Below are 19,479 nucleotides of genomic sequence, written 5' to 3' on the forward strand. Positions count from 1 at the left end.
CGAGCGCTTGCCAACGCATCCGGCCAGCCGTATCGACGAGTTGCTGCCGCATCGCTGGTCACCAGCCACCTGAGGTGCAGCGCCGGCCTCGTGCTGGCCGTCAGGATGACTTTGCCGGACGGATACCACGCGCTCGACGCTCGTGCCGATGCAACCGTGCAAGTGCGAGATGACGGGCATCGTCGATGTGAGGCGACACACACTCGCTTCACCCTTGGCGTGTATGTCACGGCGAAGGCTCTTCACACGCCTTCCAAAGCCCGCCAGGACGTGGGCACTGAATTCAATCATGCGTCGCGGCTGCCGCGTTCGCGGAATGGATCACTGACATGCCTTGTCGGATCCGCACGCCGCCTTCGGGCGCCACCGAACACCGCCACCCTATGGCCAGACAGGCAACATCGGTATACCTTTTTAAGGATATTCACATCAACAAATTGATCGAATTTTCATTTTTCAACCCAAAAACGTACTACGAGAAGTTTACAAAATCAGTTGGTCTTTCGGTTTTGCGACGTCTCTCCGCCATGTTTGGTATACTTTAAAAACCATATTGTGGAAACAAGCACATGAAAATCAGCGAAGACCATGAAAACATGCGACGTCTGGTGAGAGAGGACTGCGTCCATCGGGACCTCTACCTTGACCAGGCAGTTTTTGCTCAAGAGCAGCAAGAGCTGTTCGCCAACGCATGGACCTATCTGGGCCACGACAGCCAAATCTCGACGCCCGGCGAGTTCTTCACCCTCGACGTTGCAGGACAACCTTTTGTTGTGCTGCGAGACCAAGAGGGTCAGGTCCGGGCGTTCCACAACCGCTGCCCACACCGGGGCGCGAAGCTGTTTGCGGCTGAGTCAGGTCGCCTGGAGGGTCGCTTTATCCGGTGCCCCTACCACTCATGGTCATTTCGCCTGAACGGCGCCCATATCGCGATGCCCCTGAAAGAGGGTTACGAGGGCACGAACATGGCGTGCAGCTCGGCAGGCGAGGGGATGAAGCCTATGGGAGCGCTTCAGGTCTACCGAGGATTCATCTTCGGCCGGGTGAACCCACAAGGGATGGATTTCCAGGACTACTTTGGCGAGGTGTTGTCGTCGATCGATCTGATGGTGGATCGGTCGCCCACCGGCGAGCTTCGGATTGAAGGTGGCGTGCTGCGCAACACGATTGAGTGCAACTGGAAGCTGTACCTGGAAAACATCAATGATTCGGTGCACCCGGTGTCCACGCACGAATCAGCGGTGCAAGCTGCACAGACGGTAGCACAGGAATGGAATCTGGGCGGGACCCTGCCCATGGCTTTCGAACAGATCCTGCCGTTTGGCCAGCGCTACGACTTCTTCAAGGAGATGGGCGGGCATGTGTTCCCGAACGGCCACAGCATCTCGGGCACCCGCTTCAGCATCCATTCCGGCTACGGCGTGATGCCCGAGTACGTGTCGGCACTGCAAGCCGCTCACGGCGAAGCGCGAGCCAAGGAAATCCTGGAGCGTTCACCGCAAAACACCGTGCTGTACCCCAGCCTGGCGCTCAAGGGATCCCCACAAACGATCCGTGTCATTCGACCCATCGCGGTCAACCGCACCGTGATTGAGTCGTGGAATTTCCGGACGGTGGGGGGCCCTGATTTGCTTCTGGATCGTGCCTTGACGTACAGCCGCTTGGTCTACTCCCCCATGTCGGTGGTTGCGCACGATGACGTGCATCTGTTTGAGATGCAACAAGAAGGCATGCGTTCCAACGCCAACGAATGGATCAGCCTGCACCGCGAATATGCAGCCAGCGAATTGGCGGAGCCGAACAGGGATTGCAGCGGCACCAGTGAGCTGCTGTTGCGCAATTTTCATCGGGCCTGGACGAGGTTCATGACGTCCGACCACAAGGAGGCATGAAATGACCATCGACCATCAAGCCCTGAGCGATCTGATCTACCTCGATGCACTGTTGCTGGACGAGGCGCGTTACGACGAATGGCTGGCGCTCTTCGCCGAGGACGGCCGCTACTGGGTGCCCCTCAAGGGTCGGCTGCAGGCTGAAGACGAAAAATACAACGCCATCGCCGACGAAGACCGCCTGCTGTTGGCGTTGCGGATCGATCGTCTGAAGGCCGGTCGGGCGCACTCGCAGCAGACCACCAGCACTGCACAACACGTGTTGCAGCAGCCGATGTCGGTGGCATCTGACGTGGGTGCTGGCGTGTATGTGTTGCGCACCCCTTTCAGTTATGCGGAAAGCCGCGGAGAAGACTTGGTGACGCTGCACGGGCATTACATCCACCGCATCGTTGCTGTCGACGGGCAGCTTCGCATTGCGCTCAAGCGTGTGAACCTGGTCAACGCCCACGCGCGGCTGCCCATGATCCAGCTGTTCCCATGAGCACGCCCTCTGCCCTGCGAGAGCGCTTGGTATTTGACACCGACCGTGGTCAGGTGCTCGATCAGGACAGGCGCTATGTGCTCATGCGCGCCGATGTGCTCATGGGCCTGTTCTCCGAACTGCCCGAACACAGCCGGGCCGACGCGTTGGCCGCCTTGTCACGCTCCGTGTTGCGCCATGGGGGCAACAGCGTGCGCGCCTATGCCCTGGGCACAGGCGGCGCCCCTGAGGCGCTGTTCAACAGCGTCGGTATGGGCGCCGCTGCGCTCGGTTGGGGCGTATGGACCTTTGAGCACGGGCCGAATGAATGCGTGCTGAGGGTGAGAAACAGCCCTTTCGCACTGGCATCTGGCCCCAGCCCGCACCCCATGTGTGCGCCCATCCTGGGCATGTTCCAGGCGGTGTGCAGCCACGCGTGGCAACAACCCGTCACCGTCCGGGAAACCAGCTGCCGCGCTTGCACAGGCGAGCACTCACACCCCGCTGGCGAGGAATGCATTTTCCACGCATCCCCACAAACCTGACCCACACCACTCCGCGATGAATACCGTTTACGAGCGATTCCACCAAAGCGCACAGCGCTGGGCTGAGACCGAGTTTCTGCATGTCGAGCCGGTCACGGCCAAGGCGTACGGCATCGAGGCACGTTCCTACACCTGGTCACAGGCACTGAACGAAGTCCAGCGGCTGCGCGCCGCCTACATCGAAGCGGGCTACGGCCACGGGCACCGCGTGGGCCTGATGCTGGAGAACCGACCCGTCTACTTTTTTCACTGGCTTGCCCTGAACAGCCTGGGTGTGAGCGTGGTGCCGATGAGCGTTGAAATGCGTTCCGCTGAACTGGAATACCTCATCGGACACAGTGAGATTGCCCTGGCTGTGGTCTTGCCCCAGCGCACCGACTTGATCACCCAGGCTGCTGAGACCGCCGGCATTCCGACCAGGGTGACGGACGCAGCGGCCACCGCGTTCCCAACGCCCGCCCATCCAGCACCGCACGCCCATGCGCCGGAGCGCGCCACCGAATGTGCGTTGCTCTACACCTCTGGCACCACCGGTCGCCCAAAGGGATGCCGTCTCACCAACGACTATTTCCTGCACACCGGCGACTGGTACACCTCCTTGGGCGGCCACTGCCCGGTTCGACCGGGCATGGAGCGCATCATGACGCCACTGCCACTGAACCACGTCAACGCAATGTGCTTCTCCGGCATGGCCGTGATCACGGCGGGCGGCTGCATCATCCAGATTGACCGCTTCCACCCCAAGACATGGTGGGAATCGGTGCGTACCGCTGGCGCCACCATCGTGCACTACCTGGGTGTCATGCCGGCCATGTTGCTGTCCGCCACGCCTGCCGAGTCGGACACCCAGCACGCGGTCCGCTGGGGATTCGGCGCGGGGGTGGGCGCGGCCGACCACTCGGTGTTCGAGGCACGCTTTGGTTTTCCCTTGGTGGAAGGCTGGGCCATGACGGAAACAGGGGCAGGCGCCGCCATTCACGCGAGCCAGGGCACCCGCCACATCGGCACGCACTACATTGGTCAGCCCTCCTCCGAGGTTCAGGTGCGCGTGGTGGCGGAGGACGGCAGCGAGGCGCAGGCAGGCGAGACCGGCGAATTGCTGGTGCGTGCCAGCGGGCCCGATCCACGACGCCACTTTTTCAATGGCTACCTGAAAGACGAAGTGGCCACAGAAGAGGCCTGGGCCGGTGGCTGGTTCCACACCGGCGACGTGGTGCGCCGCGACGAGCACGGCGGGCTCTACTTCGTGGACCGCAAAAAGAACGTGATCCGGCGCAGCGGTGAAAACATCTCTGCGGTGGAAGTCGAGTCGGTGCTGAACAAGCACCCGGCGGTGAAAACAACAGCCGTGGCCGCAACGCCCGACCCGGTGCGAGGTGACGAAGTCCTGGCCTGTGTGGTCACGCAAGAACCCGTGCCGCAGGAACAACGCGAGGCGATCGCCGCGAGCATCGTGCAGTGGTCGCTCGAACGCCTGGCCTACTACAAGGCACCTGGCTATGTCGCCTTCGTCAACGCCCTGCCCGTGACCAGTTCGCAAAAAATCCAGCGCGGGGAGCTGAAAACGCTGGCCGCCCAGCTGCCGGGGCAAGGGCATTGCATCGACACCCGACACCTGAAAAACAGGCGGCCCTGACCATGTCGCGACTGAGCTACAGCGACATCGCTCTGGCGGTGCCCGTCACCGTTCCCTACACCCGGTACAGCATCCAGGGATCACACTGGTTCGCGGCCCAGGCGCTGAGCGCCTTGCTTGCGCAATCGAAGCTGGAGAAAGCCCAGATCGACGGCATCAGCGTGGGCAGCTTCATGCTCGCACCCGACACCACGGTAGGCCTGACCCAGCAACTGGGCCTGGTGCCACGCTGGATGGACCACATGCCCACGGGCGGCGCATCGGGTGTGATGGCACTGCGCCGCGCCGCGCGCGCCGTGCAATGTGGTGACGCCGACATCGTGGCCTGCATTGGCGCCGACACCAATCATGTGAGCTCGTTTCGCAACAGCCTGTCCAACTTCAGCCATTTCGCGCGCGACGCCACCTACCCCTACGGCGCCGGCGGGCCCAATGCGATGTTCGCCCTCATCACCGCGAACTACATGAAACGTTTTGGAGCGACCCGCGAAGATTTTGGAAAGATCGCCGTCAGTCAACGCCACAACGCGGCGCGCAATCCCAATGCCTTGCTCAAGAAGCCCATCACCCTCGAGGACTATCTGAGCGCCCGGGTCATCTCCGCCCCAATCCACTTGCTCGATTGCGTCATGCCCTGTGCCGGGGCCGAGGCGTTCCTGGTGATGCGAGAGGAAAAAGCCCGGGCCCTGGGGCTGGACCACGTTCTCATGCGCGGTGCGATCGAGCGCCACAACGCCTACACCGAAGACCCCGTCATGGTGCGCGGCGGCTGGATGATGGACCAGAAAGACCTGTATGCACAGGCCGGCATACAGCCGCAGGACATCGACGTGCTGCAAACCTACGACGACTACCCGGTCATCTCGATGATGCAGTTCGAAGGACTGGGCTTTTGTGAACCCGGCGGTGGGCCCGAATACGTCCGCGCAAACAGCTTCACCTTCGACGGGACCATGCCCCACAACACCACGGGCGGCCAGTTGTCCGCCGGACAGCCTGGCGCGGCCGGCGGCTTCCTCGGTCTCACGGAAACCATGCGCCAGCTCATGGGCACGGCGGGCGAGCGCCAGGTCGACCAGGCCAAGTGGGGCCTGTCGGCCGGATTCGGCATGGTCAATTACGACCGCTGCGTCTGCACCGGCGCCGTCATCATGGAGTCATCGACATGACACACCCCGCGCCCTCGAGCCCATCACTGGTTCCAAGAAAGAACCCGCTGCTGCGCACCCCGCAGATGAACCTGCCGCCGGAAGGCCGCAGCCGCATTGCGCATGGCCTCACGGAGGCCGCAGCGATCGGAGCAGGCTTGCGCCTGCAGTGTTGCGCCGACTGCGGGACCACCCAGTACCCGCCGCAAACCACCTGCGTCAAGTGCCTGTCCGCCAAAGTCCGCTGGACAAGGCAGTCAGGTCTCGGCGAGCTGCTGACCTCCACCACACTGGAACACAGCAACCACCTGTACTTCAAGGAGCGCTTGCCCTGGCGCATCGGTTCGGTGCGCCTGGACAACGGTCCCTGCGTGATCGCTTTCCTGACGGACAGCGTGACGGAAACATCCCCCCGCGTTCGGTTGTCGCTTCGACTGGACCGCGCGGGACAGGCGGTTGTGATCGCCCAACCCGAGTCGGAGCAAGACATGCATCCTCAAGAAAAACTGCAAAAAGAAACCGGCTGCTCGCCCGATCACCGCAAGGTGCTCGTTACCGATGGCAAATCGGTGGTGGGACAGGCCCTGGTGCGCTCACTGCTCAAGGCGGGCGCGGACATCGTGTGGGTCGGCCATGCCGAGCCGTGGAAGCCACTGCCCGGCGTAGCCGAGATCGCCCAACTGCCCCGCGTCGAGATGGTTCCACTGGACGTGACCGACCCGATTTCCGTCACCCGCCTGGGCGCTGAAATCGGACACAAGGTCGACATCCTGATCAACAACGCGGAAGTCCATCGCACCCACGGCATCTCATCGCGCCGGGGCACCGAGATCGCCCGCGCCGAGATGGAAATCAACTACCTCGGCCTGCTGCGCCTTGCGCAGGCATTTGGTCCTGCGCTGCAGGGCCGGGCCGCCGACGGCAGCGCGCACGCCGTCGCGTGGGTCAACATGCTGTCGGTCTTTGCATTGAGCAATTTCCCGGCGCAAGGCACCTACTCTGCATCCAAGGCAGCCGCGCTATCGCTGGCCCAGTGCCTGCGCTCGGACATGCTGTCGCACGGTATCCGCGTGCTCAACGTGTTTCCTGGCCCCATCGACGACGAATGGAACCAGAATCTGCCCCCCCCAAAACTGGCGCCCGCTTCGCTGGCCGATGCAACGGTCAAGGCACTGATCCATGGCGTGGAAGACCTGTTTCCTGGCGACGTGGCGCAGGAATGGCTTGCACGCTGGCGCGACAACCCCAAGGCACTCGAGCGCGAGCTCGCACAGGGAGCTCTCTGACATGGCACATTCCGTTCTGTCTCAACTGGTCGCGGCACTGGCCACCGAACAAGTGCGGGTCATCGACCTGACACAAACCCTCAGCCCCGAGTTCCCGACCATTGCGCTGCCCCCGGAGCTGGGCCAATGCTGGCCCTTCCGGCTGGAAGAAATTTCTCGCTACGACGAGCGTGGGTCGGCTTCGTATTGGAACAACTTCTCTTGCGGCGAACACACGGGGACGCACTTCGACGCCCCCATCCACTGGATTTCGGGCCGGTATCTGCCGAACAACTCGGTGGACACCGTCAAGGTGCAAAACCTGTTCGCACCGGCTTGCGTGATCGACTGCAGCCAAAAGGCCGCTGCTGATCCAGACTACCTGCTCACCAACGAAGACATCGCCGCGTTCGAGGCGGCCCACGGTCGCATACCTGCCGGTGCGTGGGTGCTGATGCGCACCGACTGGAGCAAGCGTGTGGACCCGGTGAGCTATGTCAACGCCAATCACACCGGTCAGCACACACCCGGCCCTTCTACGGACGCCATCCGCTTCCTGGTGGAGGAGCGCGATGTGTTGGGCTTTGGTTCCGAGTCCATTGGCACCGACGCCGGTCAAGCAGACCACCTCAAGCCACCCTACCCCTGCCACTCCCTGATGCATGGTGCTGGCAAATGGGGATTGCAGTGCCTCACCAACCTGGATCAGCTTCCCGCTACCGGGGCGGTTCTGGTGACCCCTCCACTGAAGATTCTCAACGGCTCTGGCAGCCCGCTGCGCGTGCTGGCGCTGGTTGACGCCTGAAGTGAAACAACACACCCCGACCGCGTAGCCGCATGCCAAAGCCAAAACCCTCATAGCTCACCCACCCAAACCATGAACCTGCTTTCCCAAGTCGCCCAAGCTGTGCGGTCCGGCACCGTACGAACCATTGACCTCACCCAGGTGCTGAGCGAAGACTTTCCCGCGCTCCAGTTGCCCAGCTCATTCGGTCAAACCCAAAGCTTCAGCCGCCAGCGCATATCCCGCTATGACGAAGCCGGACCACACTGGTACTGGAACAACTTCACTTGCGGCGAACACACTGGCACCCACTTCGATGCACCCGCGCACTGGATCACGGGGAGCGAACTGCCGGCCAACACCGTCGATACCATCGACCCGGAAAACTTCATCGCGCCCGCTGTTGTCGTTGATGCCAGCGCGCCCGTCGCGGACAACCCGGATTGGCTGTTGACGCCAGAGTACCTGATGGATTGGGAAGCCCAACACGGTCGTATCCCCGCCGGCGCCTGGTTGTTGTTTCGCACCGATTGGTCCAAGCGCCTCAAACATCCGCCCGACTTTGTGAACATGAAGGAAGACGGTCCGCATACCCCGGGCCCAACACAGGCGGCCGTCGAATGGTTGATCCGGGAGCGCGATGTGCTGGGCTTTGGCGTCGAGACCATCAACACCGACGCCGGGCAATCCCACAGCTGGCCCACGCCCTACCCCTGCCACACCTTGATGCACGGCGCAGGCAAGTACGGTCTGCAGTGCTTAACCCATCTGGATCAACTGCCCCCCACCGGCGCGCTGATCCTGGCAGCACCGCTCAAGATTCTGGAGGGATCGGGCAGCCCGTTGCGCGTGCTCGCACTCGTGCAAGCACCGTAGGGTTTCCGTGAATCGTTGGCGATAGACTCTCACCATGTCATCCACGGACAACTTGGAAACCTCTTCCGATAAATCACCCGCCGAACCACAGCCGAACCTCGGCACGGAGGCCTATAGCTACCTGCTGCACAGGCTGCGCAATGGTTCCATCCGACCCGGCGAAAGACTGGTAGAGGCCGACATCGCCAGTCACCTGGGTGTGTCCCGTGTCCCCGTGCGCCAGGCGCTCATGCGCCTGGTCGTCGAGGGTTACCTGGTGAGCACACCGCGCGGCTACAGAATTCCACAGCTCCAGCCGCAAGACATCCGTGAAGTGTTCGAACTGCGTCGCTTGCTTGAGCCACGGGCTGCCGCCATGGCAGCCCGCGACATCACGCCGCAGCAGCTTGATGAGCTGAACCAGGCGATTGCTGAAGCCAAAGCCGGTCACGCCACCAACGATATCGAACGCATCTTTGGGGCCGCCCAAAAATGGAGGGACACTTGGCTGAGTGCGGTCGGCAATTCAAGGCTGGTGGCCACCCTCACACGCTATGCCGATCAGGTGTTCGTGGTGCGCCAAACGACCCTGTCCGACCAACGCGTTCAGCGCAGCATGATCGCGGGATACGAGGAGCTGGTCGCGGCGTTCACAAAGCACGACAGCGTCGCAGCGGCGGATGCCGTGCAGCGGTTCGTCATGGCATCCGAGCGCGAGTACGAAACCCTGGCAAGCCACGAACTGTAGCCCATCAGCGCCCATTTGCTGGGCGCTGATTCCCTCTCAAAGGTCCAGCACCAGCCGAGATCCTCGGGCGCGCGACACACAGATCTGGATCGTCTTTCCCGCGTCCCGTTCAGCGGTGCTCAGGACATGATCGCGGTGATCGACCTCACCATCCAGAACAGGCACCACACAGACGCCGCACTCGCCTCGCCGACAGTCTGCCAACACGTCACAGCCTGCGGCCTCCAGGCACGCCAGAATGCTTTGATCATCGCCTACACGCAGGGTCTGGCCGCTGCGTGCCAGCACCACATCAAAGGGCTGATCGCCCAGCTGCATGGGTGGCGCAGAAAAAAGTTCGAAGTGAACTCGCTCGGGCGGCCAGCCTCGACGACGTGCTTCATCGAGCAGTGCATCAAGCAATGCTTGAGGACCGCACACATAAAGCTCCTCGTCTGGAGGACAAGAGTCCACCAGAGATGCCACATCAACAGGCCGTGCCGCTTCTTCATCTGCGTGCAAGGACAGGTCATCTCCCAGCAGATGACGCAGCTCATCTACAAACAACATCTGGTCGCGGCTGCGGCTAGCGTACAGCATTCGCACCGGTCGCTCGCGGCGCCGGCACTCGGTGACCATGGACACCAGCGGTGTGACACCGATGCCACCGGCCACCAACAACGCTGGAACGTTCCAGTCACCAAGCGGAAAGTCATTGCGTGGCGGTCGAACGGTCACGGTTTCACCCACCTTCAGCCCGTGCATGAACCTGGATCCACCCCTACCTGCGGGCTCCAGCCGAACGCCCAACAGGTAGTGATCGGGTCGGGATCGCACCTCCTCCGAAGTATCGAAATTGACCAGCGAATAGTGCCGCCAATCGGTCTTCCCTTGCGGCAAATGAACCGCGACCTGGAGGTGCGCCCCAGGTTCGTAGGGCGGAAGGGCAGCGCCATCGATGGCACGCAAGACAAGTCGGCAGAGCAGCGGGTGGGGCTTCTCAATTGATGCGACTCGAAGTTGCAGGGTGGGCGAGTGTGTCATCGAATGCATTTGCAAAAGAAACCGGATATCAATCGATGGAAACCCCGGTCTCTATGATCACGGGTTTGATTTTTTCGGTCTCTGAACGAATGGTCGATTCGAACTCGGCCGGGGTCGTGGCGACACGGACATAACCCAGATCGTTGAAGCGTTTGAGATTCTCCGGGCTGGCCACAGCGCGCTGAAAAGCGTCACTCAACTTGTTAACGATAGTCGCAGATGTTCCTTTCTTGACAACGGCCCCGATCCAAAAGTCCATCACCAGTGCGGGAAATCCAATTTCAGCGGTGGTTGGAACATCCGGAAGCAGGCTGTTGCGCTGGGTTCCGGCAACTGCAAGCGGGACGACTTTGCCCGTCTTCATCATGTTCAAAGTACCAGGGACAGCATCAAACAGAAGGTCCACTTCCTGGGTCATCAGGGCCTGCATCGCAGGCGGAAATCCTTTGTAGGGCACATGTGTGAATTTCGCACCGGAGGCTTGCTTGGAAAGAATATGGCCGAGAAGATGTGGCGCAGTTCCAGGACCGAACGAGCCATAAGTGACCAAACCACTGGGGTTTGCCATGGTTTCCTTCAAGGATTTGACCGTGCTGATTTTTCCGCCTGTATTGGCCAGCATGACCTGCGGCGCGCGCACCAACATGGTGACCGGCTCGAAGTCCCGCGAGGGAATGTAATTAATGTTCTTGTACAGCAGCGGATTGACGGTGAAATCGCCGATCTGCCCCACAAAAACAGTGTGGCCGTCCGCCGGGGACAACAGGACGTCCGATGCCGCGATCTGCGAGCCACCGCCAGGCTTGTTGAACACAACAATCGTCTGGCCAAGTTGCCGCTCCAGCTCGGGACCGATCGTTCGCACAAACGTGTCAATGGCCCCACCCGCCGGGAAAGGGACCACCACCCGTATCGGCTTATTCGGAAAAGCCGCGCCAGGTGTCTGAGCGTGAGCGGATGTCACAGCGACCAGAGAAGCCACACAGAGGGCACCCAAGCCCAGAAAACTAACCCGACGAAGTACAGAAAAGTTCATGATCTTTACCTTGTGAAAAAAATGGGTTTAATGCACCCGCTCATCCTTAGCGGGCCGAAAGTGCGAGAGCGAACGAGGATTTCATGGGTGATCGGGACAGCCACCCGTCCGACTGCTCGGCATATCCTTTGTTTTGCGCTCGACTAAATACGTCCCGATAACCTCCCGGAGATCAGAAGGAATAGCGATGGGACGCTTCTCCTTCATGCCCACAAACACAAGCGTCAGCTTGGCTGAAAGTCTGATTTGCGCATCGGTAGAAAGGCCATTTCCGAACACGTCAACTTGCAGGTGCAAGGAAGACTTTCCGACGTGTTGCACGGTCAATTGGCAAAGCAAGGTGTCGCCGAGCACGCTCGGCGCTTTGAAATCCACCTCCAGATTGGCAATAGGCACAGCCATTCCGCGCGGCCCATGCAGTGTCAAAAAATCGCAGCCCAACCCATGTCGGAACCAATGCTCGACAACGTCGTTGAGCATTTCGACGTAGCGGGGATAGAACACAATCCCGGCTGGATCGCAATGCTTGAAGCTGACTTCCAGCGGGACGCGATGCGAGGTGGTCATGCACACGCCTCCTCGGCATGGCGCGAGACTAGTGTTTCCAGCACGCGCGCCAGTTTCTGGCCTGACTCATCGGCCAGGGCCGCGTCGCGCAACTCGCGCACTTGGTCCGCCGTTGTCCGTGTCCGCCCCTCCACCAAGGACATGATGGTTTCGTAGTTGGACAAGCCTCGCGCATGCGTGTCGCCGTAGCCCTTGATCAGACGCTGGCACTCCACGACCTCGCAGGCCAACGCATAGTCGACCCGAGCGATCCTGGTCACACGCGACATCCAGGCCTGCATGGCCTCGTTCTCCCTAACGTAGCGCAAAGACTTGCGACGAAAGCCACGACAACCCGCCACGACGTAGAGCATCAGGAACCCCGTCAGTGATGTGGTGCGAACCACGCGGCCCTGCTGGGTGACCCGCTCCAGCAGAGCGCGTGGCGTGCCGCTGGCCATGAGCCAGCGCCCCAGACCCTGCGGCAGCATGTCGGCGATCTCTTGCAAGCGCGGGTGAAAGTACTCGTTAATATGCATCAACTGCTGTTGGCTCACCTGCACTTCGCGCCCCACGCGCTGGAACCGCGAGGCCCGCAACTTCAGCTCCGCCACACGGGCGGTGTCTTCAAACGTCATCCACAGCGCCAGGTAGCGCGCCGTCTCCCGCGCCAGGCGCCAACCCTCCACACCCAGCTGCTTGTCCAGCGCCACCACCGGGGCCAGACGGTTCAGGTACTCGGCGGCATAGGCCAGGTCCTGGTAGTCGGCCGTACGCCTGACGCCATGGGCAACCACGTCCGCGATGTCGGCCGGGAAGTCGTTCCGCACCCGCTGCAGGAGCTCACGCAGGCGAGGGTCCTCCAGGTCACGAGTAAGCTTCGTCAAGGGCGGGCTCGGGCTCTCGTCGTCGCGGTAGGCATCAAACCCCGCAGCAAAAGCCTTCAAGCTTGCCGAGACGCCCACGCCGCCGCGCTCGATCGCGGACTCGAACGCCTGGCGACCCCAAGGAAGCACTTCGGCGGCCGCGAGTGCGCCAAACAACACGGCACTGATGACGCTGCCGCTGCTTTCCGCCAATCGGGAAAAGTCACGCACCACACAATGCCGCGCTGCCTTTCGGCCCGCTTCAAGCAACTGCTCGGAGGGCACTCGGCCATCGCCCATGGCCATCTTTTCGGGCATGGCGTAGACCCGGTGGGACGAGGTGATGAGGGTGGTCTTGTCTGGCGTGACCAGACCGCGCTGTACCGCGCGCGCCGACTCCATCAGCTCCGAAGCGATCACGACGTCCACGTCCCCCGGTGTCGGCATCAGGCTGAAGACGGGTGTACGCCCCGCCTCGCGTGCCATCGGCAAGACTTCCACGTAGTAAATCGTCGCGCCGGTGCGCTGGGCCACACCTGGCACCGAGGTGGACAGGGCGTAGCAGCCCTGCACCTCGGCGGCATCGACGATCCAGTCGGCCAGCACGCCACCACCTTCGCCACCCATCGCCAGGATCGCGATCTTGATGGGCTTGATCGGCACCTCACGCAACATGGACGAACTCCCGCGCAGCCAAACGACGTTGCAACAATGTGGTGATGACCGAGGTGATGCGCGCCCAAAGGCGTTCACCCCGACTGGGATTGCTCACCAACTCCGTGCGGTAGAAGGACGGACACAACACAGCAGCGTGCGATACCTCACCACACAAACCACAACCCACGCAACTGGACTGCACCACGGCAATGGGATCTTTGCGCAGCGGGTCCGGGTTCGGTCGGATGCTCAAGGACGGGCACCCAGACAAGCGGATGCAGGAGTGGTCACCGGTGCAGGTGTCCGAGTCGATGCCGAAGCGTTCGGTCACGACGCGCTCACCCTGTGCGATTTGCTTGCGCATCAGCGGCTTGACCCGCCTTTGCTTGTTCAGCATGCACTCCGATTGAGCGATCAACACCTTGGGCCCACGATCACTGGTGGTCAGCGCCTCGCGCACCGCCGCCTTCATCTTCTTGAGGTTGTAGGTGTTCGAGACGGTTCGGATCCAGTTCACCCCCGTGCCACGAACCGCCCCCTCGATGGACATCTTCGTGGTGCGTTTGTCGTTCTTCGCCCTGGAAGACAGAATGTCCTGGCCACCCGTGGCCGCGGAATACCCGTTGTCCACCACCACAATCAGGTTGTCGCTCTTGTTGAACACGGCATTGCCGACACCCGAGGTCAGACCGTTGTGCCAGAACCCGCCATCGCCCATCACGCTGATGGTGCGGCGGCCGGCCCCCTCCACGTTCAAAGCTGCCGCGCCTGCGGCACCCAGACCGTATCCCATGGAAGTCGCGCCAAAGTCGAAAGGGGCCAATGCCGCGAACTGATGGCAGCCGATGTCCGCGCTGACGTAGTGTTTGCCAATTTCTCGCTCCACCAACTTGATGGCCGTGAACAGCGGTCTTTCCGGGCAGCCAGTGCAAAACGATGGCGGCCGGGGCAACACGCCTGGCGCCTCCTGCAGGGCGACACCGGGCATCGACGGGATCAGGGGAATCACCTTGGGGGCCAACATGGCCGCGACGCCCGAATCTACCGGTGCCATCTCCAGCAGCGCCGGTGCGTACCTTTGCAGAAACTTGCGGATGCCCTTCATCATCACCAGCGTGGTGTACTCGCCAGCGCGCGGCAGCATGTCCTTGCCATGGATCCGGGTTTCAAGATCCGCACGAGCCACCACGGTCTGCAGCGTTTGCTCGATGAACTCGGGCTGCCCCTCCTCCAGCATGAGCACGGCCGGGTACTTGAGGCAGAAATCAACCACCTCCTCATCCACCACCGGGTAGACAACGTTCATGACGTAGATGGGCAATCGGGCCGAGCCCCAGATGTCCGCCAGCCCCATCAGCTCCAACGCGCGAATCAACGTGTTGTACAAGCCACCCTGGACCATCAGGCCGACACCGCAACCAACCGTATCAGGGCTCTCGAACACCTCGTTGAGCCCCTGCTCACGGATGAACCGGGTTGCGGCGGGCCAGCGCTCATGGACCTTCTCGTGCTCGTGCGCAAACGTCGCCGGCGCAAGCGCCATGCGCTCCACCCCACGGCGGGGGTTCTCAATGGCGTCTTTCAAAGTGAACGACGGGCGCACATTGTCTTGCGCAATGAAGTGGCCATGTGCATGGCAGGTGCGCACGCGCATGGTCAGCATGACCGGGGTGCGGCTGGCTTCCGACAATTCAAAGCCCTTCTGCACCGCATCAACCAACGCGCCGTGGCTTGGCCTGGGATCCAGCAGCCACATCTGGGATTTCATCGCAAAAGCGTGGGAGCGCTCCTGGATGATCGAAGAACCCTCTCCGTAGTCTTCGCCCAGAATCACCAGGCAGCCGCCCGTCACACCGCCCGATGCCAGGTTGGACAGGGCATCGGAGGCCACGTTTGTGCCCACCGTGGACTTGAAGGTGATCGCACCCCGCAGCGGGTAGTGAACGGACGCACCGAACATGGCCGCTGCCGTGGCCTCGCTGGCCGAACTCTCGAAATGCACGCCGAGTTCTTCAAGGATTTCGCTTGCATCGGCAAGCACATCCATGAGGTGGGACACTGGCGAGCCTTGATAGCCGCCCACGTATGCAACGCCGGACTGGAGCAGGGCTTTGGTGACCGCCAGGATGCCTTCGCCCTGGAACTCGGTGCCCGCGCCTGCCCGCAACTTTTGCACTTCTTGCTTGAATGATCGTTCTGCCATGGGGGCAGAATGTAGAGCGCAGATCAGGATCCTCCTATTAGATTTCTATTGCACCCACATGACTCAAATTCATCGTCCTCACTTGGATTGATCAAACCATGGACATACGGCAATTGAAAGCCTTGCAGGCGATCGCCGACAGCGGAAATTTTGGTGAAGCTGCGGCAACGCTGGGCTTGACACAGTCAGCCCTGAGCCACCAAATACGTCAGCTTGAAGAGGAACTGGGCGAAACCCTTTTGATTCGAGCACGTCCCCAGTCTTATCCCTCGGCTGCGGGGCGCGCGGTCTTGGAGTCATTTGCCCGGATCTCTGCGGAGTTCACTGCGCTTGAGAGGCGTTTCGCCAGCGCGAAACACGGAGCACTGTCAGGCATCTTGCGAATCGCCGCGACGCCCATGTCCTTCACCTATCTTCTTGGTGACCTGTGCGAGGTATTCCGTCAAAGATATCCCTCCATTGAGCTTGTTTTCACCGCCACAGAAAGCGCGGAGCTCGCTGTACGGCGTGTCCTCACTGGTGCGTCAGATGTGGCGTTTGGCCCCCTTACAAGCCAGCACGAAACTTTGAGTGAAGTAAGACTGGCGCGCGCCGAGCACGTCTTTATCGTACGTAGCGGTCATCCGCTGGCATCCCAAAAACGGGTGACGCCGGATCAATTACGCCAATTCCCTATCGCTCTGTTTCAACCCAGAAGTGGCACCCGCTCGCTTACCGACGCCATTTTTGAAGGCAAGGGCTACCCGCCTGTCCTGACCGAATCGAACGACGCACAGTTTCTCAAGCGAATGGTCTCCATCAGCGATGCAAGCGCCCTCATGGTGGCCTACGCCTTGGAAACGGGCGGATACAGCCGATCGCCTGTCAGCTGCTTGCGCCTTGATGGCCCTCCCGTGGTTGTGGATGTAGGTCTGATCCACAAAAGTAACCTACACATGAATGCACTGGAGATTTTTAAAGCGCTCTGCCTGGATCTGCGGGGACCAAAACCCCTGGAACTGCTGCTGGATAGGCCCAACGGATCACCGTTCCTAAGTTCTGCAACTTCTTCCGTCTCGCCCCAGAATGGGCAGTAGCACAAACAAGCTTGTCGCTGTGCTACCTCGGTCGCGGCGCATTCACGATCCATTTGCGCCGCGCTTTTCACATAGCCACCGCTCAAAGTACTCCATTGCGTTGTGCTACTGCCGGTTTCATCCGGCACGCATTTGCCAGTCAACGGCTCATTGTGAGTTGGTAGCTGAACCGATCCGCATGATGCGTTGCGGTTTCCAATTGCAGCGGCTTGCCTTCGTCGTCCAAAAGCACACGACGCACCTGCAAGGCGGGCCCGTCTGGCGTGGCTTGTAACCACTTGGCCGCCAGTTTGGGCATGGGCACGGCACTGATTTCCATGCGGGCCTGCGACACACGCAATCCCAGGTCGTGCTCCAGCACCTCGATGACGTCACGCCCGGAGAGGTCCAGCCGCACCATGCGCTCGCCCAGGGGCAGCGGGTAGTGGGACTCGTTGAGCGATACAGGCAGCCTGTCCACGTACCGCAGAGTGCGAAGCTGGTAGACCTCACTGCCGGGTGACAACTGCAGCGCGCTCACCACATCGGGCGAGCCCTTGAGGCGCTTCATGGACAGGCGCTGGCTGTGCACTGCCTGCCCATGAGCCGATAAGGCCTCACCTAGGCCCTCCAGGCGCTGAAGGGCCTGCGTGGTGCGCGGGGCCGACACGTAGGCCCCCTTGCCCTGCAAACGCGTGATCAGGCCCTCGCGCTGCAGATCGGCCAGCGCCTGACGCACCGTGATGCGGCTCACGCCGTGGGCCTGCACCAACTCGTGCTCCGATGGCAGTTTGTCGTGCACGCGCAGCCGACCGGCCAGGATGTCGCCGCGCAGCGCATCGCGAAGGCGCGCATAGAGGGGCTGAAGGATCTCGCTCATGGGGCGCTATCTTGGCACACGAATTGCATGCTTGATCTTACTTGTTATAACAAGTAGAGTTGCACCACCGCCGTGCAAGCCGTCCACCCATTTGTTGGAGTCCATCACCATGCAATCGCGCACCTTTCTCACATCCGTCGCCCTGGCCTGCACCGGCTTGCTGCCGCTGTGGTCCGTCACCGCCCACGCCCAGTCCTACCCAAGCAAGCCCGTCACCGTTGTCGTGCCGTTTGGTGCCGGCGGCGGTGTGGATGCCACCGCTCGCCTGATCATGCCCAAGCTGGCAGAGGCGCTGAAGCAGCCGGTGGTCATTGAGAACGTGGCCGGTGCGGCCGGCACCATCGGCACCCAACGTGTTGCGCGCGCCGCATCCGATGGGTACACCTTGCTGTTTGCGGTGGCCAGCCCGCTCAACGTGGCCCCGCTGGTGGCGCCAGCTGCGGTGAAGTACGACACCTTCAAGGATTTTGTTCCCCTGGCCACCGCCGCCGTCGGGCCATTTGTGCTGATTGGGCGCAGCGGGCTGGCCGCACCCAACACCACCGAGTTGCTCAAGCTTGCGCGTGCGCAGCCCGGCAAGCTGACGTTTGGCACCGACGGCGTGGGGACGTCGCTGCACGTCACAGCCGAAATGATCAACCAGCAAGCGGGGGTGGAGATGCTGCACGTGCCCTACAAGTCGGGCCCCCAGGTGCTGACCGATGTGGCGGGCGGTCAAGTCGATCTCGCGGTGTTGCCGCTCACCCTGGCACAACCCTTCATCCGTGACGGCAAGGTGCGCGCGTACGGCGTGACCTCCAAGGCCCGCTGGCCTGGGCTGCCCGATGTGCCCGCGCTGGCAGAGACGGCCGAGCTCAAAGGCATCGACGTGGAGTCCTGGCTGGGCCTGCTGGGGCCGGCGGGTCTGAGCGCCGATGTGTCGGGTGCTTTGATCAAAGCCATGGAACAAACCATGAAAGACCCCGAGATCGTGCGCAAGCTCGGTGACATCGCCAACCGCCCCCTGGTGATCAGTGGCGCGAAATTTGGCGAATACCTGGCACGCGAGCGTCAGCTCGTCCAGGGTGTGGTGACCAAAGCCAACATCAAGGTCGAGTAAGCACCCATGGACGCCAGCACGGGCGCACTCATCTTGATGGCCGGCTGGCTCATCGGTGCAACCGGCATTGGTGGCGTGCTGGTGGTGCCTGCGCTGGGCGCCCTGGAAGGTTTGGCCATGCCTCACGCCATCGCGGCCACCGCGCTGGCGTTTGCCCTTCCGGGCGCCGCGGCGTTGTGGCGCCTGCGCGGGCACGCCGACCGTTCGCAAGCCGCAGGTGGTGCCACGCCTTTGCCCATCGTCAGCCTGATATGGGGCGCCATACCAGGCAGCTTGCTGGGCGCGGCGGGCGTGCATCACCTCGGCAACGCCTGGCTGCTCGCGGGCCTGGCCGTTCTGGCGCTGGGCAGTGGCCTGCGCGGATTGCGCCCAGTCCAGGCCGTGCATGGGCCGGCGGTCAGCTGTTCACGCCCACGGGCCCTGGCCCTGGGGGCCCTGGTGGGCTTGGGGTCCGGGCTCAGTGGCACGGGTGGACCGGTGCTGTTGGTTCCGCTGCTGATGGCATCGCGCCTGCCCTTGCCGGCCACCATCGCTGCGGCGCAAGCCATCCAGCTTCCCGTGGCCCTGAGTGCCGGCGCCATGCACGCCTGGTCGGGCGCACTGGATTTTGGCCTGGCACTTGAGCTGGGCGCCTGGTTGCTGCTGGGCTCTGTGGCGGGGCAATGGGCGGCCACGCGGCTGGCCGTTGCCCGCTTGCAGATGCTGGTGAGCTTGTTACTGATTGCCACCGGCCTGTGGCTGGGGCTGCGCTTGTTTGTTTGAATCCCGGAGTGTCACG

General features: G+C 62.0%; 20 protein-coding genes. 13 read left to right on the forward strand and 7 right to left on the reverse strand.

Going from position 1 to position 19,479, the window contains the following annotated elements:
• A partial coding sequence (locus ACFQPB_RS20650) for a hypothetical protein (protein WP_382227461.1) occupies nt 1-291 on the reverse strand: 291 nt, incomplete at its 3' end.
• A gap of 278 nt (nt 292-569) precedes the next feature.
• On the opposite strand from ACFQPB_RS20650, the gene ACFQPB_RS20655 reads away from it, so the two are divergent.
• The 9 genes from ACFQPB_RS20655 (at nt 570) to ACFQPB_RS20695 (ending at nt 9,336) form a co-directional block, all read left to right on the forward strand.
• Nucleotides 570-1,892: an aromatic ring-hydroxylating oxygenase subunit alpha gene (locus ACFQPB_RS20655; RefSeq protein WP_382227464.1), complete on the forward strand. Its 1,323-nt coding sequence runs from the start codon at nt 570-572 to the stop codon at nt 1,890-1,892.
• 1 nt (nt 1,893) lies between these two features.
• Nucleotides 1,894-2,376 (forward strand): aromatic-ring-hydroxylating dioxygenase subunit beta, encoded by a 483-nt coding sequence (locus ACFQPB_RS20660; protein WP_382227467.1) that lies wholly within the window; start codon nt 1,894-1,896, stop codon nt 2,374-2,376.
• Nucleotides 2,373-2,900, forward strand: a complete 528-nt coding sequence (locus tag ACFQPB_RS20665; RefSeq protein WP_382227470.1) for a V4R domain-containing protein — start codon at nt 2,373-2,375, stop codon at nt 2,898-2,900. Before ACFQPB_RS20660 ends, ACFQPB_RS20665 begins: the two co-directional genes overlap by 4 nt.
• A 16-nt stretch (nt 2,901-2,916) precedes the next feature.
• Nucleotides 2,917-4,536, forward strand: coding sequence for an AMP-binding protein (locus ACFQPB_RS20670; protein ID WP_382227473.1), 1,620 nt, complete (start codon nt 2,917-2,919; stop codon nt 4,534-4,536).
• Nucleotides 4,537-4,538: 2 nt separating this feature from the next.
• Nucleotides 4,539-5,705 carry a thiolase family protein gene (locus tag ACFQPB_RS20675; RefSeq protein WP_382227476.1) on the forward strand — a complete coding sequence of 389 codons (1,167 nt, stop codon included), beginning with the start codon at nt 4,539-4,541 and terminating at the stop codon, nt 5,703-5,705.
• On the forward strand, nt 5,702-6,970 hold the full coding sequence (locus tag ACFQPB_RS20680; protein ID WP_382227480.1) for an SDR family NAD(P)-dependent oxidoreductase: 1,269 nt from the start codon (nt 5,702-5,704) through the stop codon (nt 6,968-6,970). Before ACFQPB_RS20675 ends, ACFQPB_RS20680 begins: the two co-directional genes overlap by 4 nt.
• 1 nt (nt 6,971) lies before the next feature.
• The gene (locus ACFQPB_RS20685) at nt 6,972-7,754 is read left to right on the forward strand and encodes a cyclase family protein (RefSeq protein ID WP_382227483.1); all 783 of its coding nucleotides are present in this window, start codon (nt 6,972-6,974) and stop codon (nt 7,752-7,754) included.
• A 72-nt stretch (nt 7,755-7,826) separates the two neighbouring features.
• Nucleotides 7,827-8,609 carry a cyclase family protein gene (locus ACFQPB_RS20690; RefSeq protein WP_382227486.1) on the forward strand — a complete coding sequence of 261 codons (783 nt, stop codon included), beginning with the start codon at nt 7,827-7,829 and terminating at the stop codon, nt 8,607-8,609.
• A gap of 34 nt (nt 8,610-8,643) precedes the next feature.
• On the forward strand, nt 8,644-9,336 hold the full coding sequence (locus ACFQPB_RS20695) for a GntR family transcriptional regulator (RefSeq protein ID WP_382227489.1): 693 nt from the start codon (nt 8,644-8,646) through the stop codon (nt 9,334-9,336).
• Between the two features lie 36 nt (nt 9,337-9,372).
• On the opposite strand, the gene ACFQPB_RS20700 is transcribed toward ACFQPB_RS20695, so the two are convergent.
• The 5 genes from ACFQPB_RS20700 to ACFQPB_RS20720 form a co-directional block, all read right to left on the reverse strand.
• On the reverse strand, nt 9,373-10,080 hold the full coding sequence (locus tag ACFQPB_RS20700; protein ID WP_382227492.1) for a PDR/VanB family oxidoreductase: 708 nt from the start codon (nt 10,078-10,080) through the stop codon (nt 9,373-9,375).
• Nucleotides 10,081-10,387: 307 nt separating this feature from the next.
• On the reverse strand, nt 10,388-11,395 hold the full coding sequence (locus ACFQPB_RS20705) for a Bug family tripartite tricarboxylate transporter substrate binding protein (RefSeq protein ID WP_382227495.1): 1,008 nt from the start codon (nt 11,393-11,395) through the stop codon (nt 10,388-10,390).
• A gap of 81 nt (nt 11,396-11,476) precedes the next feature.
• Nucleotides 11,477-11,962, reverse strand: a complete 486-nt coding sequence (locus tag ACFQPB_RS20710; protein WP_382227498.1) for an acyl-CoA thioesterase — start codon at nt 11,960-11,962, stop codon at nt 11,477-11,479.
• The gene (locus ACFQPB_RS20715) at nt 11,959-13,482 is read right to left on the reverse strand and encodes an indolepyruvate oxidoreductase subunit beta family protein (protein ID WP_382227499.1); all 1,524 of its coding nucleotides are present in this window, start codon (nt 13,480-13,482) and stop codon (nt 11,959-11,961) included. Before ACFQPB_RS20715 ends, ACFQPB_RS20710 begins: the two co-directional genes overlap by 4 nt.
• A complete protein-coding gene (locus tag ACFQPB_RS20720; RefSeq protein ID WP_382227502.1) occupies nt 13,472-15,298 on the reverse strand; it encodes a thiamine pyrophosphate-dependent enzyme in 1,827 nt (608 codons plus the stop codon). The genes ACFQPB_RS20715 and ACFQPB_RS20720 overlap by 11 nt, the downstream gene beginning before the upstream one ends.
• 162 nt (nt 15,299-15,460) lie before the next feature.
• Between ACFQPB_RS20720 and ACFQPB_RS20725 the strand changes: the two genes are divergently transcribed.
• Nucleotides 15,461-15,655, forward strand: a complete 195-nt coding sequence (locus ACFQPB_RS20725; RefSeq protein ID WP_382227505.1) for a hypothetical protein — start codon at nt 15,461-15,463, stop codon at nt 15,653-15,655.
• A gap of 110 nt (nt 15,656-15,765) precedes the next feature.
• The gene (locus ACFQPB_RS20730; protein ID WP_382227507.1) at nt 15,766-16,743 is read left to right on the forward strand and encodes a LysR family transcriptional regulator; all 978 of its coding nucleotides are present in this window, start codon (nt 15,766-15,768) and stop codon (nt 16,741-16,743) included.
• A 139-nt stretch (nt 16,744-16,882) separates the two neighbouring features.
• Here the strand turns inward: ACFQPB_RS20730 and ACFQPB_RS20735 are convergent, their stop codons facing one another.
• On the reverse strand, nt 16,883-17,602 hold the full coding sequence (locus tag ACFQPB_RS20735; protein WP_382227510.1) for a GntR family transcriptional regulator: 720 nt from the start codon (nt 17,600-17,602) through the stop codon (nt 16,883-16,885).
• Between the two features lie 109 nt (nt 17,603-17,711).
• On the opposite strand from ACFQPB_RS20735, the gene ACFQPB_RS20740 reads away from it, so the two are divergent.
• Nucleotides 17,712-18,701, forward strand: coding sequence for a Bug family tripartite tricarboxylate transporter substrate binding protein (locus ACFQPB_RS20740; protein WP_382227513.1), 990 nt, complete (start codon nt 17,712-17,714; stop codon nt 18,699-18,701).
• 6 nt (nt 18,702-18,707) lie between these two features.
• Nucleotides 18,708-19,463: a TSUP family transporter gene (locus tag ACFQPB_RS20745; RefSeq protein ID WP_382227516.1), complete on the forward strand. Its 756-nt coding sequence runs from the start codon at nt 18,708-18,710 to the stop codon at nt 19,461-19,463.
• Nucleotides 19,464-19,479 lie beyond the last annotated feature (16 nt).

Origin of the sequence: Hydrogenophaga atypica, assembly GCF_042665215.1 — a bacterium.
Classification (GTDB): domain Bacteria; phylum Pseudomonadota; class Gammaproteobacteria; order Burkholderiales; family Burkholderiaceae_C; genus Hydrogenophaga; species Hydrogenophaga defluvii_A.

What these genes read in the sequence shown, in the direction of transcription:
- ACFQPB_RS20655 (WP_382227464.1), top strand. Translation starts at nt 570, where the DNA reads ATGAAAATCAGCGAAGACCATGAAAACATGCGACGTCTGGTGAGAGAG.
- ACFQPB_RS20660 (WP_382227467.1), top strand. Translation starts at nt 1,894, where the DNA reads ATGACCATCGACCATCAAGCCCTGAGCGATCTGATCTACCTCGATGCA.
- ACFQPB_RS20665 (WP_382227470.1), top strand. Translation starts at nt 2,373, where the DNA reads ATGAGCACGCCCTCTGCCCTGCGAGAGCGCTTGGTATTTGACACCGAC.
- ACFQPB_RS20670 (WP_382227473.1), top strand. Translation starts at nt 2,917, where the DNA reads ATGAATACCGTTTACGAGCGATTCCACCAAAGCGCACAGCGCTGGGCT.
- ACFQPB_RS20675 (WP_382227476.1), top strand. Translation starts at nt 4,539, where the DNA reads ATGTCGCGACTGAGCTACAGCGACATCGCTCTGGCGGTGCCCGTCACC.
- ACFQPB_RS20680 (WP_382227480.1), top strand. Translation starts at nt 5,702, where the DNA reads ATGACACACCCCGCGCCCTCGAGCCCATCACTGGTTCCAAGAAAGAAC.
- ACFQPB_RS20685 (WP_382227483.1), top strand. Translation starts at nt 6,972, where the DNA reads ATGGCACATTCCGTTCTGTCTCAACTGGTCGCGGCACTGGCCACCGAA.
- ACFQPB_RS20690 (WP_382227486.1), top strand. Translation starts at nt 7,827, where the DNA reads ATGAACCTGCTTTCCCAAGTCGCCCAAGCTGTGCGGTCCGGCACCGTA.
- ACFQPB_RS20695 (WP_382227489.1), top strand. Translation starts at nt 8,644, where the DNA reads ATGTCATCCACGGACAACTTGGAAACCTCTTCCGATAAATCACCCGCC.
- ACFQPB_RS20700 (WP_382227492.1), bottom strand. Translation starts at nt 10,080, where the DNA reads ATGCACGGGCTGAAGGTGGGTGAAACCGTGACCGTTCGACCGCCACGC.
- ACFQPB_RS20705 (WP_382227495.1), bottom strand. Translation starts at nt 11,395, where the DNA reads ATGAACTTTTCTGTACTTCGTCGGGTTAGTTTTCTGGGCTTGGGTGCC.
- ACFQPB_RS20710 (WP_382227498.1), bottom strand. Translation starts at nt 11,962, where the DNA reads ATGACCACCTCGCATCGCGTCCCGCTGGAAGTCAGCTTCAAGCATTGC.
- ACFQPB_RS20715 (WP_382227499.1), bottom strand. Translation starts at nt 13,482, where the DNA reads ATGTTGCGTGAGGTGCCGATCAAGCCCATCAAGATCGCGATCCTGGCG.
- ACFQPB_RS20725 (WP_382227505.1), top strand. Translation starts at nt 15,461, where the DNA reads ATGCACGCCGAGTTCTTCAAGGATTTCGCTTGCATCGGCAAGCACATC.
- ACFQPB_RS20730 (WP_382227507.1), top strand. Translation starts at nt 15,766, where the DNA reads ATGGACATACGGCAATTGAAAGCCTTGCAGGCGATCGCCGACAGCGGA.
- ACFQPB_RS20735 (WP_382227510.1), bottom strand. Translation starts at nt 17,602, where the DNA reads ATGAGCGAGATCCTTCAGCCCCTCTATGCGCGCCTTCGCGATGCGCTG.
- ACFQPB_RS20740 (WP_382227513.1), top strand. Translation starts at nt 17,712, where the DNA reads ATGCAATCGCGCACCTTTCTCACATCCGTCGCCCTGGCCTGCACCGGC.
- ACFQPB_RS20745 (WP_382227516.1), top strand. Translation starts at nt 18,708, where the DNA reads ATGGACGCCAGCACGGGCGCACTCATCTTGATGGCCGGCTGGCTCATC.